We start from the raw sequence: 14,876 nt of genomic DNA on the forward strand, positions 1-14,876 counted from the left end.
TCCCTTTTATCCCGCCCGGCCGCGAGGTCGGGCGGTTTTTCTGGGTCGATCGCACACAAAGAGTGCGCACCCTCCAAGTGCGACGGTCAGGCCCGTCGGCTGGCCCACACCCAGAGCGCCACGCCGGCCGCCACCATCGGCACGCACAGCCACTGTCCCATGCTCATGCCCAGCGCCAGCAGGCCCAGGAAGCCGTCCGGCTCACGGAAGTATTCGGCGATGAAGCGCAGCACGCCATAGCCCACCAGGAAGGCACCCGAGACCTGCCCGGTCGCACGCGGCTTGCGCGCATAGAGCCACAGCACGACGAACAGCAGCAGCCCTTCGAGCGCGAACTGGTATAGCGGCGACGGATGACGAGGGATCTCGCTGCCCGACTGCGGGTAGACCATCGCCCACGGCAATGACGGATCGGCCGCCCGGCCCCACAGCTCGCCGTTGATGAAATTGCCGATGCGTCCGCTGGCCAGACCGGTCGGCACGCAGGGCGCAATGAGGTCGGTCACCTCGAGCCAGCGTCGCCCGCGCGTGCGGGCGAACAGCGCCATCGCGCCGATCACGCCGAGCAGGCCACCGTGGAAGGCCATGCCGCCCTTCCAGACCTCGAACACCTCCAGTGGATGCGCCGCGTAGTAGCCGGGCTTGTAGAACAGTACATAGCCGAGCCGCCCACCGATGATCACGCCCAGCACGCCGTAGAACAGCAGGTCCTCGACATCGCGTCGCGTCCAGCCGGTCTCCCTGAACGGCGAATGCTGCACCCGGAGCGACGCGAGCCACAGGAACAGGCCGAAGGCCACCAGATAGGTCAGACCGTACCAGTGGATCGCCAGCGGCCCGAGTTCCAGGGCCACGGGGTCGAACTGCGGATGGATCAGCATGGGCGTGTCGGTTGCGGCCGCCGGGGCCGCAGGCATCTGGACAGGCCGGCACGATAACGCAGCGCCCCGCGACCTCAACCGCCTGGCGACGGCGCGGCGCGCACGAAGTCGACGAAGCGCGCCACCACCGCCGGCGGTTCGCGGCGCCACACCAGGCTCGTCTCGCAGCGTGGCGCGCCGACAGCCAGCGACGGCGGCAGGGCACGGTAGACCACCCCGCGGCGCTGCATGCGGGTCACCACCTCGGGCACCCAGGCCACGCCCAGCCCGGCCGACACTAGGTTGACGATCGTCTGCATCTGGATCGCCTCCTGCGCGATCGTCGGCACCGCGCCGTGGCGGTGGTAGTAAGCCAGGACCGCATCGAACAGCGAGGGCGCGATCGGCCGGGGAAAGATCACCAACGGCTGCGCCATCAGGACCGGGAGGGACAGGCGCGTGGCCCGAGCCAGCGGATGCGCCTCGGGGAGCGCCAGCACCAGCGGCTCCTCGAGCACGCGCAGGGCATCCAGCCCCGCGCTCTCCACCCCCGGGTCCATGCCGCTGGCGTGCAGCATGAAGCCGGCATCCAGTTCGGACCGCGCGAAGGCGTGGCGTTGCACGTCGGTCGTGACCTCACGCAACTCGACCTCGATGCGCGGGTGGCGCTCCCGGAAGCCACGCAGCCAGTCCGGCAAGGGGCCGAACCCCAGCGTCGACACGAAGCCCAGGCGCAGCCGCCCGACATCGCCCTCGCCCACCGCACGCGCCAGCACCGACAAGGCCTCCCCCTGCGCCAGCCACTGACGCACCGGTTGCAGCAGCGCGGCCCCGGCGGGCGCAAGCGTCACAGTGCGGCGGTTGCGCACGAACAGCGGCTGCCCCAGGCGCCGCTCCAGTTGCTGGATCGCCATCGTCAGCGGCGGCTGCGTCATGTGCAGTCGCTGCGCGGCACGGCCGAAGTGCAGCAGTTCCGCCACGGCGAGGAACTGCCGCCAGACGCGCACGTCGATCAGGTCGTTGGTCATTCACCAAGCATATCAATCGAGCCGCCAACATATATTGGACGAAGACAGAGGCCGAGGCCGATACTCGCGCCGCACGCCTACCAACCGCCAGCCCAGGAGCCCGCCATCATGAGCATCAACCGCCGTTCGAAGAACATCACCGAAGGCGTGGCCCGCGCACCCAACCGCTCGATGTACTACGCGATGGGCTACCAGGAGGCCGACTTCAAGAAGCCGATGATCGGCGTGGCGAACGGCCACTCGACCATCACGCCCTGCAACTCGGGCCTGCAGAAGCTGGCCGACGCCGCGGTCGAGGGCATCGAGGCGGCCGGCGGCAATGCACAGATCTTCGGCACCCCCACCATCAGCGACGGCATGGCGATGGGCACCGAGGGCATGAAGTACTCGCTGGTCTCGCGCGAGGTCATCGCCGACTGCGTGGAAACCTGCGTCGGCGGCCAGTGGATGGACGGCGTGCTGGTGGTCGGCGGCTGCGACAAGAACATGCCGGGCGGCATGATGGGCATGCTGCGCGCCAACGTGCCCGCGATCTACGTCTACGGCGGCACCATCCTGCCGGGAAAGTACAAGGGCCAGGATCTCAACATCGTCAGCGTGTTCGAGGCCGTCGGCCAGTTCACCGCGGGCAACATGAGCGAGGAAGACTTCTGCCAGATCGAGCGACGCGCGATCCCGGGCAGTGGCTCCTGCGGGGGCATGTACACCGCCAACACCATGAGTTCGGCCTTCGAGGCCCTGGGCATGAGCCTGCCGTTCGCCTCCACGATGGCCAATGTCGAGGACCCGATCGTCGCGCACACCAAGGAAGCGGCGCGCGTGCTGGTCGAGGCAGTGAAGGCCGACCTCAAGCCGCGTGACATCGTCACACGCAAGAGCATCGAGAACGCGGTCGCGGTGATCATGGCCACCGGCGGCTCGACCAATGCGGTGCTGCACTTCCTGGCCATCGCGCACGCCGCCGGCGTCGAGTGGACGATCGACGACTTCGAGCGCGTGCGCCGCAAGGTGCCGGTGCTGTGCGACCTCAAACCCAGCGGCAGGTACCTGGCGATCGACCTGCACCGCGCCGGCGGCATCCCGCAGGTGATGAAGACGCTGCTCGCCGCCGGGCTGATCCACGGCGACTGCATCACCATCACCGGAAGGACCGTGGCCGAGAACCTGGCCGACATCCCCGATGCGCCGCGCGCCGACCAGGACGTGATCCGCCCGATCACGAAGCCGATGTACGAGCAAGGCCACCTGGCCATCCTGAAGGGCAACCTGTCGCCTGAGGGCGCCGTGGCCAAGATCACCGGCCTGAAGAATCCCAGCATCACTGGCCCGGCGCGCGTGTTCGACGACGAGCAGTCGGCGCTGGCCGCCATCATGGCCAAGCAGATCCAGGCCGGCGACGTGATGGTGCTGCGCTACCTGGGCCCGATGGGGGGCCCGGGCATGCCCGAGATGCTGGCGCCGACCGGTGCGCTGATCGGCCAGGGGCTGGGCGAATCGGTGGGGCTGATCACCGACGGCCGCTTCTCCGGCGGCACCTGGGGCATGGTGGTCGGCCACGTGGCACCCGAGGCCGCGGCCGGCGGCACGATCGCGCTGGTGCAGGAAGGCGACTCGATCACCATCGATGCGCACACGCTGGTGCTCAACCTCAACGTGAGCGAGGCCGAGATCGCAAAGCGCCGCGCCGCCTGGAAGGCGCCGGCGCCGCGCTACACACGCGGCGTGCTGGCCAAGTTCGCGAAGAACGCGTCAAGCGCCAGCAGCGGCGCGGTATTGGACCGCTTCGAGTAGGTAGGCGGCGGGACTGGACCGCAAAGGAAAAGGCGACCCGCGGGTCGCCTTGTTCATGGTCGGACGCTTGCGCGAACAGGGATCAGCGCTTGGTGTCCGGTCCGCCGTCGATGCGGCTGGTGCTCTGGCTGTCGAAGCGGCTGTTGAGCACGGAATCCCGGGCCTTCTGGCGCTGCGCCTCACGCTGACCTTCGATCTTGTCGGTCCGCTTCGCCTGGGACGCCTTGAAGGCGGCCGCCTTCTTCTTCTCGAAGCCGCGCGGGTCGATCCCCAGTGCGGCCATGCTCTTGTTGCGACGAGCGACCTTGCGCTCGTCCATCTTTTCCATTTCCTTGCGCTTGGTGTAACCCGACATGTCGGCCCAGGTCCACCAGATCACGGCCAGCGCGAACGGCGCCAGCACGGCCCACCACGACCAAACGCCGACCACCCCGATGTCGAGCAGTTTCAACGCGGACAACACGACGCCCAGGACCACGAACCACATCGCCTTCTCCTCTGCCGGCGCTTGCCGGCCGCGCGCGCAGGTCAACCCCGCCCACGTACAATGCGTTGGGCACTTTACCCCAGCCATGACACAGCAAGGAGACCCTCGATGAACCCGAAAGTGATGATGTGTGTGGTCGTTGGCGCCTTGAGCGCCGCACCCGCCTTCGCCAACGCCGATCTGGCGCAGAAGAAGAACTGCATGGCCTGCCATCAGGTCGACCAGAAGGTCCTGGGCCCGTCGTTCAAGGCCGTGGCTGCCAAGTACGCCGGCGACAAGGATGCCGTGGCGAAACTGTCCACCAAGGTCATCAAGGGCGGCTCGGGTTCCTTCGGTCAGATCCCCATGCCGGCAAATCCGCAGGTGAACGAAGCCGAAGCCCAGCAACTGGTGACCTGGATCCTCGGCCTGAAGTGATCTGTGCAGGCCGCGCCAGCGGCCTCGCCAAAACAGAAAGGGCCCCGCATACGGGGCCCTTTCTCATGTCAGACAGAGCACGTCAGTTGGTCTGAGCCAACTGCTCGAGGATGGCCGGATTCTGGTGAGCACGCCACGTCGCTGCGCGACATGAGTGCTCCCCGATCCGCCCATGGCGCTGACGCGCCACGCCCTTCGGGCCCTCGATTCAGTTGGTCTGAGCCAACTGCTCGAGGATGGCCGGATTCTCCAGGGTCGAGGTGTCCTGGGTGATGGCCTCGCCCTTGGCGATCGAGCGCAGCAGGCGGCGCATGATCTTCCCGGAGCGGGTCTTGGGCAGGTTGTCGCCGAAGCGGATGTCCTTGGGCTTGGCGATCGGGCCGATCTCCTTGCCGACCCAGTTGCGCAGTTCGGCAGCGATCTTCTTCGCTTCCTCACCGGTCGGACGAGGGCGCTTCAGCACCACGAAGGCGCAGATCGCCTCGCCGGTGGTGTCGTCCGGGCGGCCGACCACCGCCGCTTCCGCGACGAGTTCGGTGTGCGAGACCAGCGCCGACTCGATCTCCATCGTGCCCATGCGGTGGCCTGACACGTTCAGCACGTCGTCGATGCGCCCGGTGATGGTGAAGTAGCCGGTCTTCTCGTCGCGGATCGCGCCGTCGCCGGCCAGGTAGTACTTGCCTTGAAGTCTTCCGGGTAATAGCTCTTCTTGAAGCGCTCCGGGTCGCCCCAGATCGTGCGGATCATGCTGGGCCAGGGCTGCTTCACAACCAGAATGCCGCCTTGCCCGTTCGGCACGTCCTTGCCGGTCTCATCGACGATCGCGGCCTGGATGCCGGGGAACGGCAGCGTGCACGAACCCGGCACCAGCGGCGTCGCGCCCGGCAGCGGCGTGATCATGTGGCCGCCGGTCTCGGTCTGCCAGAAGGTGTCGACGATCGGGCAGCGGCCGCCACCGATGTGCTGGTGGTACCACTCCCAGGCGGCCGGGTTGATGGGCTCGCCCACCGAACCGAGGATGCGCAGGCTGGAGAGGTCGTATTGCTTCGGGTGCACCGCCTCGTTGCCCTCGGCGGCCTTGATCAGCGAGCGGATCGCCGTCGGCGCGGTGTAGAAGACGGAGACCTTGTGCTTCTGGATCATCTGCCAGAAGCGGCCAGCGTCCGGATAGGTCGGCACACCCTCGAACACGATCTCGGTGCCGCCCAGCGCCAACGGGCCGTAGGTGATGTAGCTGTGCCCGGTGACCCAGCCGATGTCGGCAGTGCACCAGAAGATGTCGTCGTCCTTCAGGTCGAAGGTCCACTTGGTGGTGAGCGCCGCGTGGAGCAGGTAACCGCCGCTGGCGTGCTGAACTCCCTTGGGCTTGCCGGTCGAGCCCGAGGTGTAGAGCAGGAACAGCGGATGCTCCGCCTCGACCCACTCCGGCTCGCAGGTGTCGGCCTGGCCGGCGAGCAGTTCGTTCAGCCAGACGTCGCGCCCGGCCTGGAAGCCGACGTCGGCGCCGGTGCGCTTGGCGACGACCACATGCCGGACGCTCTCGCAACCACCCAGCGCCAGCGCCTCGTCGACGATCGCCTTCAGCGGCAACTGCTTGCCGCCGCGCACCTGCTGGTCCGCGGTGATCACGGCCACTGCGCCGGTATCGGCGATGCGGTCGCGCAGGCTCTGCGCCGAGAAACCGCCGAACACGACCGAATGGGTCGCCCCGATGCGGGCGCAGGCCTGCATCGCCGCCACGCCCTCGATCGACATGGAGATGTAGATGACGACGCGGTCACCCTTCTTCACGCCCAGCGAGCGCAGGCCGTTGGCGAGCCGGCAGGTCTGGGCCAGCAGTTGGCGGTAGGAGGCGGTGGTCACCTTGCCGTCATCGGCCTCGAAGATGATGGCCGTCTTGTCGCCCAGTCCGCGCTCGACGTTGCGGTCGAGACAGTTGTAGGAGACGTTCAGCGTGCCGTCCTCGAACCACTTGAAGAACGGTGCATCGCTGTCGTTCAGCACCTTGGTGAAAGGCTTCTTCCAACTCACCAGTTCCCGTGCCAGCCGCCCCCAGTAGCCCTGGTAGTCGGCCGCGGCCTCGGCGACCAGCTTGTCGTAGGCCGCCATGCCCGAAACATGGGCAGCGCCGGCGAGCTCCGCCGGCGGGAGGTAGATGTGGGGTTCCTGACTGCTCATGTTCGTCTCCTCGAGGCGTAGTTGTCGGTCGGCACCATAGGCAGACGCTCTTACGATGCCCTTACTCGCAGCTTGGCAATGTAGCGCGGACCGGCAGACCCTGACCATTGCGGCTACCCCCGAGCCATTGCTTCATGCGGGCACGCTCCCACGGAGCGGTGTTCAATAGAATCTGCGCCTCCTCCTTCGTTCCCTCCCCATGTCCGCCTCCCCTGACCCGATCAAGAACAAGCTCCCCGCCCTGCCCAATCTGATCTTCGCCAGCCGGTGGCTTCAGCTGCCGCTGTACCTGGGCCTGATCCTGGCGCAGGTGGTCTATGTCTTCCATTTCTGGGTAGAACTGGTCCACCTGATCGAGGCGGCGTTCGGCAACACCGAGGCACTGCAGAAGCTGGTGACCAGCATCGGCTACAAGACCGACGCACCCATCGCGAGCCTGAACGAGACGGTGATCATGCTGGTGGTGCTGGCGCTGATCGACGTGGTGATGATCAGCAACCTGCTGATCATGGTCATCGTCGGCGGTTACGAGACCTTCGTGTCGCGCATGAATCTCGAGGGCCACCCCGACCAGCCTGAGTGGCTGAGCCACGTCAACGCCTCGGTGCTGAAGGTCAAGCTGGCCACGGCCATCATCGGCATCAGCTCGATCCACCTGCTCAAGACCTTCATCAACGCGGGCAACTACACCGACAAGGTGCTGCTGTGGCAGACCCTGATCCACATCACCTTCCTGCTGTCCGCGCTCGCCATCGCCTACACCGACAAGCTGATGACAGCAGCGACTCACCAGGAAAAGCACTGACGCCGCCGCGGCCCCGGCGGCAGCCCGCGTGAAACGCTGGATCCCCACCCGCGAGCAGCTTCGCCGCTCGAAATGGCTGCGCCCGGTCGCGCACCATCTCGACAACGAGCGCCTGTGGCGCACCGACCGCGGCAGCGTGGCGCGGGCGGTCGCCATCGGGGTGTTCGTCGGCTTCATGCTGCCGGTGGCGCAGTTCCTGTTCGCCATCGCCGTGGCGATCGCGCTGCGCGCCCATGTCGCGATCGCGGCGGCAGCCACGCTGATCACGAATCCCTTCACCTTCCCTCCGATCTACTGGGCCGCCTACAAGATCGGCCGATTCCTGCTCGGTGAACCGGACGACGAGGCCGCGGCGCTGCGGGTCGAAAGCGAGACCGCGGCGCTGCTCGAGCAACAGGGCTTCATCGAAGGGCTGTGGACGGCCGCGCAATCAGCCGGTGCGCCGCTGCTCGTGGGACTGGCTTCGCTGGCCGTGATCGGTGCGGCCACCGGCTTCACGCTGGTCTGGCTGCTCTGGCGGCCCCGGCCCGAGCATCGGCCGGACGAGGACGAGCGTCCCCCCGAACAGTAAACTTGTCAACTTGCCCTGGTGCCGCTGCCCGGCAGACCGGCCGGGTACGCCGCCCTCCGTTCCGCAGCCACTCCCCGATCACGGGACAGCCCCATGACCACGATCCGACACGCCGATCTCGTTGACAGCATCGCTGCCGCGCTGCAGTACATCAGCTACTACCACCCGGCCGACTACATCACGCACCTGGCGCGTGCCTACGAACAGGAGCAGAGCCCGGCCGCCAAGGACGCGATCGCGCAGATCCTCACCAACTCCAAGATGTGCGCCGAAGGACGCCGGCCGATCTGCCAGGACACCGGCATCGTCAACGTGTTCCTGAAGATCGGCATGGACGTGCGCTTCGAGGGCTTCGCCGGCTCGATCGAGGATGCCGTCAACGAGGGCGTGCGCCGCGGCTACCTGAACCCCGAGAACACCCTGCGCGCCAGCATCGTGGCCGATCCCCACTTCGAGCGCAAGAACACCAAGGACAACACCCCGGCCGTCGTGCACATGACGGTCGTGCCGGGCAACACGGTCGACGTGCAGGTGGCGGCCAAGGGCGGCGGCTCCGAGAACAAGAGCAAGTTCGTGATGCTCAACCCCAGCGACAGCCTGGTCGACTGGGTATTGAAGACGGTGCCGACCATGGGCGCCGGCTGGTGCCCGCCGGGCATGCTGGGCATCGGCATCGGCGGCTCGGCGGAGAAGGCCATGCTGATGGCCAAGGAGTCGCTGATGGGCGACATCGACATGTACGAGCTCAAGCAGCGCGGCCCGCAGAACAAGCTGGAGGAGCTGCGCATCGAGCTGTGCGACAAGATCAACGCCCTCGGCATCGGCGCCCAGGGCCTGGGCGGCCTGACCACGGTGCTCGACGTGAAGATCTCGACCTTCCCGACGCACGCGGCCAGCAAACCCGTGGCAATGATCCCGAACTGCGCCGCCACGCGCCACGCACACTTCGTGCTCGACGGCTCCGGCCCGTCCTACCTCGAGCCGCCGAGCCTGGACCTCTGGCCCGACGTGAAATGGGCTCCCGATTACAACAAGAGCAAGTCGGTCAATCTCGACACGCTGACGCGCGAGGAGGTGGCGAGCTGGAAGCCGGGCGACACGCTGCTGCTCAACGGCAAGATGCTCACCGGCCGCGACGCCGCACACAAGCGCATCCAGGACATGCTGGCCAAGGGCGAGAAGCTGCCGGTGGACTTCACCAACCGCGTCATCTACTACGTCGGCCCGGTCGATCCGGTGCGCGACGAGGTGGTCGGCCCGGCTGGCCCGACCACCGCCACGCGCATGGACAAGTTCACCGAGATGATGCTGGCCCAGACCGGCCTGATCGGCATGATCGGCAAGGCCGAGCGCGGCCCGGCCGGCATCGAGGCGATCCGCAAGCACAAGAGCGCCTACCTGATGGCCGTCGGCGGCGCCGCCTACCTGGTGGCCAAGGCGATCAAGCAGGCCAAGGTGCTGGGCTTCGCCGACCTTGGCATGGAGGCGATCTACGAGTTCGACGTCAAGGACATGCCGGTGACGGTGGCCGTCGACTCGACCGGCAGCTCGGTGCACCAGACGGGACCGGCCGAATGGCAGGCGAAGATCGGCAAGATTCCGGTCGCCACCGCCTGAGCGCGGGGCCGCTGCAGGCCCCGGACTGCCCGGCCTGCGGCGGGCCGAACGGCTGCGCCGTGGCCGCGGCCGGCCGCTTCGACGTGGCCTGCTGGTGCAGCACCGTGTGCATCGCCCCCGAACGCCTGACCGGGCTGCCGCCCGAGCAACGCGGGGTCGCCTGCCTGTGCCGCCATTGCGCCGGCGCAGCGCCTAGGAGACCTTGACGCCCTTCCAGAACGCGACCCGACCCTTGATCTCGGCCGCGGCTTCCTTCGGTTCGGCGTAGTACCAGACGGCGTCCGGATTCAGGTCACCGTCGACCAGCAGCGAGTAGTAGCTCGCCTCGCCCTTCCACGAGCACATGGTGTGGTGGTTACTGCCGACCACGTACTCGCGCCGGAGCGCGCTCTCCGGAAAGTAGTGGTTGCCCTCGACCACCACGGTGTCGTCGCTCTCGGCGATGACCACGCCGTTCCACTCCGCCTTCATAGAAAACTCCCCCTTCACGCTGGCAGGGCCAGCCAATGGACGCTGAACAGCCGCTGCGGGTCGACCCACACTGCCCGGGGCGTGTAGCCAGCCTGCTCGGCCAGTGCGCGGAATCCCGCGACGCTGAACTTGTGCGAATTCTCGGTGTGGAGCGTGTCGCCTTCGGCGAACTCGAAGACATGGCCGCACAGCCGCACTTGCTGCGCACGGCGGCTCACCAGGTGCATCTCGATGCGCTGCTCGGCCGGCCGGTAAGGGGCGTAGTGCGCGAACTGGGCGAGATCGAAGTTCGCACCGAGTTCGCGGTTCGCGCGCGCCAGCAGATTCAGGTTGAACGCGGCCGTGACGCCGGCCGTGTCGTTGTAGGCGGCGTGCAGCAGCGCCGGATCCTTGACCAGATCGACGCCGATCAACAACCCGCCGCCGCGCAGCAGCACGGCCGTGCGGCGCAGAAAGCCCAGCGCTTCGTCGGGGCCGAAGTTGCCGATCGACGAGCCAGGGAAGAAGCCGACACGGCGACGGCTCGCGGCATGCGGTGCCGGCAGGTCGAAGGGTCGGGTGAAATCTGCGGCGATCGGGCGCACGTCCAGCCCCGGGTGGTCGGCACGCAGCGCATCGGCCGCGACGTGCAGGTGCTCGGCCGAGATGTCGATCGGAACGAAGCGACGTGGCCGCTGCAGCGCGCCCAGCAGCACGCGGATCTTGCGGCTCGAGCCGGCGCCGAACTCCACGATCTCGGCGTCCGGACCGATGCACTCGGCCATCTCGTCGGCCTGCGCTTTCATCAGGGCCAGTTCGGTGCGCGTCGGGTAGTACTCGGGCAGCTCGCAGATGCGGTCGAACAGCGCCGAGCCCTCGCGGTCGTAGAAGAACTTGGGCGCAATGCTGCGCGGCCGGCGCGCCAGCCCCGCTAGCAGCTCACGGGCGAAGTCGCCGTCGATCACCTGGTGCGGCGGCTGCGCGTCGGTCACGGGCAGCAGATGGGCGCGAGCATCGGGCGTGGCCCGCAACGGCTGCGTCGTCACGAGACATCCCTCGCGAGCCGCAGGCCCGCGAACTGCCAGCGCGCGCCCGGCGCAAAGAAGTTGCGGTAACTCGGCCGCGCGTGCCCGCTCGGCGTCGCGCAGCTGCCGCCTCGCAGCACCAGCTGACCCACCATGAACTTGCCGTTGTATTCGGCCACGGCCCCGGCCTGCGGCCGGAACCCCGGGTAGGGATCGTAGGACGAACGCGTCCACTCCCAGACCTCACCCGTCCCTTCCAGCACGCCGTCGGCGGCCGCAGCCTCCCACTCGAACTCGGTCGGCAGGCGCGCACCGGCCCAGGTGGCGTAAGCGGCCGCCTCGTAGAAGCTCAGGTGGCTCACCGGCTCGTCGAGATCCAGCGCCCGCGGCCCCAGCAGCGTGAAGACCCCCGGGCACCGCGCCTCGGTGTCGCTCCAGTACAGCGGCGCGGCCCAGCCCTGCTGCTGCACGGCCGCCCAGCCATCGCTGAGCCACAGCTCGGGTCGACGGTAGCCGCCGTCGCGCATGAACTCGAGGAACTCGCGGTTGGCGACCGGCCGGCTGGCCAGTTCGTGCGCCTGCAGCAGTGCGCGGTGACACGGCGTCTCGTTGTCGAAGGCGAACGCCGTCGTGGAAGGCGCGCCGATGTCCGCGATACCGCCGGCGCGCGCCAGCCAGCGCAACGGCGGGCCACACACCGGTGCGGGATGCAGGCCGCGCGCGGCGAACACCCGGCCTTCGCCGTCCGGAGACGCGCTGCGGTAGCCGGGCTGCAGCGGGTTCAGCGACAGCAGGTGCTTGGCGTCGGTCAGCATCAGTTCCTGGTGCTGCTGCTCGTGCTGCAGGCCCAGCGCGATCAGCGGAAGCGCGGCCAGCCAAGCGGCGTCGTCCGACTCGCGAACGAAGGTGAGCATCGCCTCGTCGACATGACGCCGGTACTGCAGCACCTCCTCGTTCGACGGTCGCGTCAGCAGGCCACGCTGGGCGCGTGGATGACGCGGCCCGAGCGACTCGTAATAGGAGTTGAACAGGAAGGCGTAGCGCTCGTCGTGCACGCGGTAGCCTGGCTGGTGCGCCTGCAGCACCACGGTCTCGAAGAACCAGGTGGTGTGCGCAAGGTGCCACTTGGTGGGGCTGGCATCCGGCATCGACTGCACGCAGCGGTCTTCGGCCGACAGCGGCGCAGCGAGCTGCAGCGACTGCGACCGCACCGCCTCCAGGCGGCGGCGCCACACGATGCGCAGGCTGCGATCGACGGACGGCGCGGAGGACGACAACTCGGCAACACGGGAGTTCAAGACTTCACTCCTCGGTAGGTCATGTCGGCGGGCACGAAGGCCATACAGTGGATCGCCGGCACGGTGGTTTCCCAACTGGCCTGCCCGACAGGAATCGAACCTGTAACCCCCAGCTTAGAAGGCTGGTGCTCTATCCAGTTGAGCTACGGGCAGAGGGGGCAGGGGAAGTGTACGCGGCACTTTGCGGCCTTGCGCCTCAGACCTGGCGCGAATGCTTCAGCAGCACGCTGACGAGTTCATCCGCATCGAGCGGCTTGGTGACGCGCTCGACCATGCCAGCCTCGATGCAGTGGGTGCGATCCTCCGCGAGCGCGTGACCGGTCTGGCCGATGATGGGCAACTCCGCGTCCAGCGAGTGGATGCGTCGCGCGGTCTCGTAGCCGTCGATGCCAGGCATCATCACGTCCAGCAGCACCGCGTTGTACTTCGGATCCAGCTGCGCGGCGACGCGGTCGATCGCCTCGTAGCCATCAGCCACCACCTCCGCGGAGGCCCCTTCCATCGACAGCATGCTCTCGATGACGATCTGATTGACCGGGTTGTCCTCGGCCACCAGCACGCGCATCCCGTCGAGCCTCGAATGCGGCAGCCGGCCCGCGGTCTCTTCGCGTTCGCCCCGTTGAGGCTGCAGCATCGTGTCGGCACCGACAGGCTCCGCGTCGGTGCCGACCGGCCCTTCGGGCTCCACCGAGGTCAAGGTCGAGCGCGCGAGCGGCAGGCGAATCGAAAACGTGGATCCGGCCCCCAGGTGGCTCGTGACCACGATCGAGCCATTCATCATCTCGACCAGCCGCTTGGTGATCGCCAGGCCCAGGCCGGTGCCTCCATAACGACGCGTGGTCGATCGATCGGCCTGCTCGAACGCCATGAAGAGCCGGGAGATCTGCTCTTCGGACATGCCCAGCCCGCTGTCCCGCACGTTGATGACCAGCTTGTCGCCGGAGACGCCGACCGTCACGTCCACCTGGCCGGAGGCGGTGAACTTGACCGCATTCGACAGCAGGTTGAGCAGGATCTGCCCCAGCCGCAGGGGATCGACGACGATGACCTCGGGCACGCGACGGTCCACCATGAGGCACAGCGCGATGCCCTTGTCGCGCGCGAAGCCCCGGACCAGGTCGACCGCACGCTCCAGGGCCGGCCGCAGCATCGTGGGGGTCGGGTCCAGCAGGAGCTTGCCCGCCTCGATCTTGGACATGTCCAGCACGTCGTTCAGAATGCCCTGCAGCAGCTTGCCGGACTCGAGGATGCGCGCGAACTTCTGGCGCGCCTCCGGAGCGACCGACGGATCGCGGTAGCCGATCTGCGCGAAGCCCAGCACGCCGTTGAGGGGCGTGCGGATCTCATGGCTGATGTTGGCCAGGAACAGCGACTTCGAGTCATTGGCCCGCACCGCCTGCTCCTTGGCCTCCTGGAGCAGCCGCAGCGCCCGCAGCTGGCCGCGCCCCGACCGGTACTGCTGCACCAACAACAGACAGAGCGCACCCGCCAGAACGAGCCAGAACGCCACCGTGATCGCCAGCTCCCGGTACCAGGCGCCCGGAAGTCCGCCTCCGCCAGGCCGGCCAGGATGAAGACCGAATAGCCGCCGACCTGCCGGTACATCACGGCCCGCAGCACGCTGTCGATCGAGCTTCGGGTGCGGAACCGGTCCGCCGGCTTGCCTGACGCGAGCGAGTTCAGAACCTCCGGCGCCGCCACGCGCACCGGTTGCTCGTCCTGCGCCATCGGCGCGGCCGGCAGGCGCAGCAGGACTTCCCGGCGCGCGTTGAACAGCGTGATCACCCCTTGGGCGCCAAGCTTCAACGAGCCGAAGAATCCGTTCAGTTCCTCGAGATCGAGGTTGATGTAGACGACACCGGCGAAGGCGTTGCGGTGGTCGCGCAGCTGCTGGGCCAGCGGCAGCACCCAGCGGCCGGTGATGCGTGACTTGAGCGGCAGCCCCAGCACCATCGTCGAGGAACTCTTGGCTTCCTGGAAGAACTGGCGCCGCTCTACGCTGAGCCTCTGCGCAGGGTCGACACCCCCGCCATAGAGCACCAGCCCGGTGTGGTCGGCCGCGCGCAGTGCCGGGGCATCGGGGAGCCGCTTCTGCAACTCGAACAGTGCGGCATTGAACTCGGTCTCGCTCACCGGACCGGCCGCGCTCATCAGCGCGAAGCTCTGCGCCGCCGACTGCAGCACGAGGTCGGCCGCCTGCAAGCGGGTGAAGAGATAGCGCTCGAGGTTGAGCGTGAGGTTCTCGAGGTCATCATCGGCCGCGACCTGGTAGCGATCGAAGCTCTGCGCGAGCGAGACGCCCAGGAAGACGGCCACGGCCAGCAGCAGCAGCAAAGACCCGGCAGCCTG

At 67.7% G+C, this 14,876-nt stretch carries 14 protein-coding genes, 1 tRNA gene and 1 pseudogene; 6 read left to right on the plus strand and 10 right to left on the minus strand.

What is annotated here, in order from left to right; genetic code table 11:
- Positions 1–86 precede the first annotated feature (86 nt).
- Both lgt and Y694_RS00010 read right to left on the minus strand, forming a co-directional pair.
- Positions 87–881: a prolipoprotein diacylglyceryl transferase gene (gene lgt / locus Y694_RS00005; RefSeq protein WP_036228600.1), complete on the minus strand. Its 795-nt coding sequence runs from the start codon at positions 879–881 to the stop codon at positions 87–89.
- Positions 882–955: 74 nt separating this feature from the next.
- On the minus strand, positions 956–1,888 hold the full coding sequence (locus Y694_RS00010) for a LysR family transcriptional regulator (protein WP_011828987.1): 933 nt from the start codon (positions 1,886–1,888) through the stop codon (positions 956–958).
- Between the two features lie 108 nt (positions 1,889–1,996).
- Here Y694_RS00010 and ilvD point away from each other — a divergent pair, with 108 nt between their 5' ends.
- Positions 1,997–3,679: a dihydroxy-acid dehydratase gene (gene ilvD, locus Y694_RS00015; protein ID WP_011828986.1), complete on the plus strand. Its 1,683-nt coding sequence runs from the start codon at positions 1,997–1,999 to the stop codon at positions 3,677–3,679.
- Positions 3,680–3,761: 82 nt separating this feature from the next.
- On the opposite strand, the gene Y694_RS26930 is transcribed toward ilvD, so the two are convergent.
- Entirely contained in the window at positions 3,762–4,166 is a 405-nt protein-coding gene (locus Y694_RS26930) for a TIGR04438 family Trp-rich protein (RefSeq protein WP_081771338.1), read from the minus strand.
- A 108-nt stretch (positions 4,167–4,274) separates the two neighbouring features.
- On the opposite strand from Y694_RS26930, the gene Y694_RS00025 reads away from it, so the two are divergent.
- Positions 4,275–4,583: a c-type cytochrome gene (locus Y694_RS00025; RefSeq protein ID WP_036228610.1), complete on the plus strand. Its 309-nt coding sequence runs from the start codon at positions 4,275–4,277 to the stop codon at positions 4,581–4,583.
- A gap of 208 nt (positions 4,584–4,791) precedes the next feature.
- Here the strand turns inward: Y694_RS00025 and acs are convergent.
- A pseudogene (acs, locus tag Y694_RS00030) lies at positions 4,792–6,761 on the minus strand (acetate--CoA ligase).
- A 199-nt stretch (positions 6,762–6,960) separates the two neighbouring features.
- On the opposite strand from acs, the gene Y694_RS00035 reads away from it, so the two are divergent.
- The 4 genes from Y694_RS00035 to Y694_RS22950 all read left to right on the plus strand — a co-directional run bounded on the left by Y694_RS00035 (position 6,961) and on the right by Y694_RS22950 (position 9,960).
- Positions 6,961–7,566 (plus strand): TIGR00645 family protein, encoded by a 606-nt coding sequence (locus Y694_RS00035; RefSeq protein WP_011828983.1) that lies wholly within the window; start codon positions 6,961–6,963, stop codon positions 7,564–7,566.
- A 28-nt stretch (positions 7,567–7,594) separates the two neighbouring features.
- Positions 7,595–8,137, plus strand: a complete 543-nt coding sequence (locus tag Y694_RS00040) for a DUF2062 domain-containing protein (protein WP_036228613.1) — start codon at positions 7,595–7,597, stop codon at positions 8,135–8,137.
- A gap of 93 nt (positions 8,138–8,230) precedes the next feature.
- A complete protein-coding gene (locus Y694_RS00045) occupies positions 8,231–9,754 on the plus strand; it encodes a fumarate hydratase (RefSeq protein ID WP_036228614.1) in 1,524 nt (507 codons plus the stop codon).
- Complete coding sequence (locus tag Y694_RS22950) at positions 9,712–9,960, plus strand: cysteine-rich CWC family protein (RefSeq protein WP_081782168.1); 249 nt, start codon at positions 9,712–9,714, stop codon at positions 9,958–9,960. The genes Y694_RS00045 and Y694_RS22950 overlap by 43 nt, the downstream gene beginning before the upstream one ends.
- On the opposite strand, the gene Y694_RS00050 is transcribed toward Y694_RS22950, so the two are convergent.
- The 6 genes from Y694_RS00050 to Y694_RS25220 all read right to left on the minus strand — a co-directional run bounded on the left by Y694_RS00050 (position 9,947) and on the right by Y694_RS25220 (position 14,861).
- A complete protein-coding gene (locus Y694_RS00050) occupies positions 9,947–10,225 on the minus strand; it encodes a DUF427 domain-containing protein (RefSeq protein ID WP_011828980.1) in 279 nt (92 codons plus the stop codon). The two genes, Y694_RS22950 and Y694_RS00050, sit on opposite strands and share 14 nt — an antisense overlap.
- Positions 10,226–10,239: 14 nt before the next feature.
- Positions 10,240–11,235 carry an L-histidine N(alpha)-methyltransferase gene (gene egtD / locus Y694_RS00055; protein WP_375136165.1) on the minus strand — a complete coding sequence of 332 codons (996 nt, stop codon included), beginning with the start codon at positions 11,233–11,235 and terminating at the stop codon, positions 10,240–10,242.
- A gap of 11 nt (positions 11,236–11,246) precedes the next feature.
- Complete coding sequence (gene egtB, locus Y694_RS00060; protein WP_081771149.1) at positions 11,247–12,506, minus strand: ergothioneine biosynthesis protein EgtB; 1,260 nt, start codon at positions 12,504–12,506, stop codon at positions 11,247–11,249.
- A gap of 97 nt (positions 12,507–12,603) precedes the next feature.
- Positions 12,604–12,680 (minus strand) — tRNA-Arg (locus Y694_RS00065).
- 43 nt (positions 12,681–12,723) lie between these two features.
- Positions 12,724–13,848, minus strand: coding sequence for an ATP-binding protein (locus tag Y694_RS00070; protein ID WP_051495391.1), 1,125 nt, complete (start codon positions 13,846–13,848; stop codon positions 12,724–12,726).
- Positions 13,740–14,861, minus strand: a complete 1,122-nt coding sequence (locus Y694_RS25220) for a cache domain-containing protein (protein ID WP_051495393.1) — start codon at positions 14,859–14,861, stop codon at positions 13,740–13,742. The genes Y694_RS00070 and Y694_RS25220 overlap by 109 nt, the downstream gene beginning before the upstream one ends.
- Between the last annotated feature and the right edge of the window lie 15 nt (positions 14,862–14,876).

This window comes from Methylibium sp. T29-B (assembly GCF_000576225.1).
In the GTDB taxonomy this organism is placed as follows: Bacteria; Pseudomonadota; Gammaproteobacteria; order Burkholderiales; family Burkholderiaceae_C; genus Methylibium; species Methylibium petroleiphilum.

What these genes read in the sequence shown, in the direction of transcription:
- lgt (WP_036228600.1), bottom strand. Translation starts at nt 881, where the DNA reads ATGCTGATCCATCCGCAGTTCGACCCCGTGGCCCTGGAACTCGGGCCG.
- Y694_RS00010 (WP_011828987.1), bottom strand. Translation starts at nt 1,888, where the DNA reads ATGACCAACGACCTGATCGACGTGCGCGTCTGGCGGCAGTTCCTCGCC.
- ilvD (WP_011828986.1), top strand. Translation starts at nt 1,997, where the DNA reads ATGAGCATCAACCGCCGTTCGAAGAACATCACCGAAGGCGTGGCCCGC.
- Y694_RS26930 (WP_081771338.1), bottom strand. Translation starts at nt 4,166, where the DNA reads ATGTGGTTCGTGGTCCTGGGCGTCGTGTTGTCCGCGTTGAAACTGCTC.
- Y694_RS00025 (WP_036228610.1), top strand. Translation starts at nt 4,275, where the DNA reads ATGAACCCGAAAGTGATGATGTGTGTGGTCGTTGGCGCCTTGAGCGCC.
- Y694_RS00035 (WP_011828983.1), top strand. Translation starts at nt 6,961, where the DNA reads ATGTCCGCCTCCCCTGACCCGATCAAGAACAAGCTCCCCGCCCTGCCC.
- Y694_RS00045 (WP_036228614.1), top strand. Translation starts at nt 8,231, where the DNA reads ATGACCACGATCCGACACGCCGATCTCGTTGACAGCATCGCTGCCGCG.
- Y694_RS22950 (WP_081782168.1), top strand. Translation starts at nt 9,712, where the DNA reads ATGGCAGGCGAAGATCGGCAAGATTCCGGTCGCCACCGCCTGAGCGCG.
- Y694_RS00050 (WP_011828980.1), bottom strand. Translation starts at nt 10,225, where the DNA reads ATGAAGGCGGAGTGGAACGGCGTGGTCATCGCCGAGAGCGACGACACC.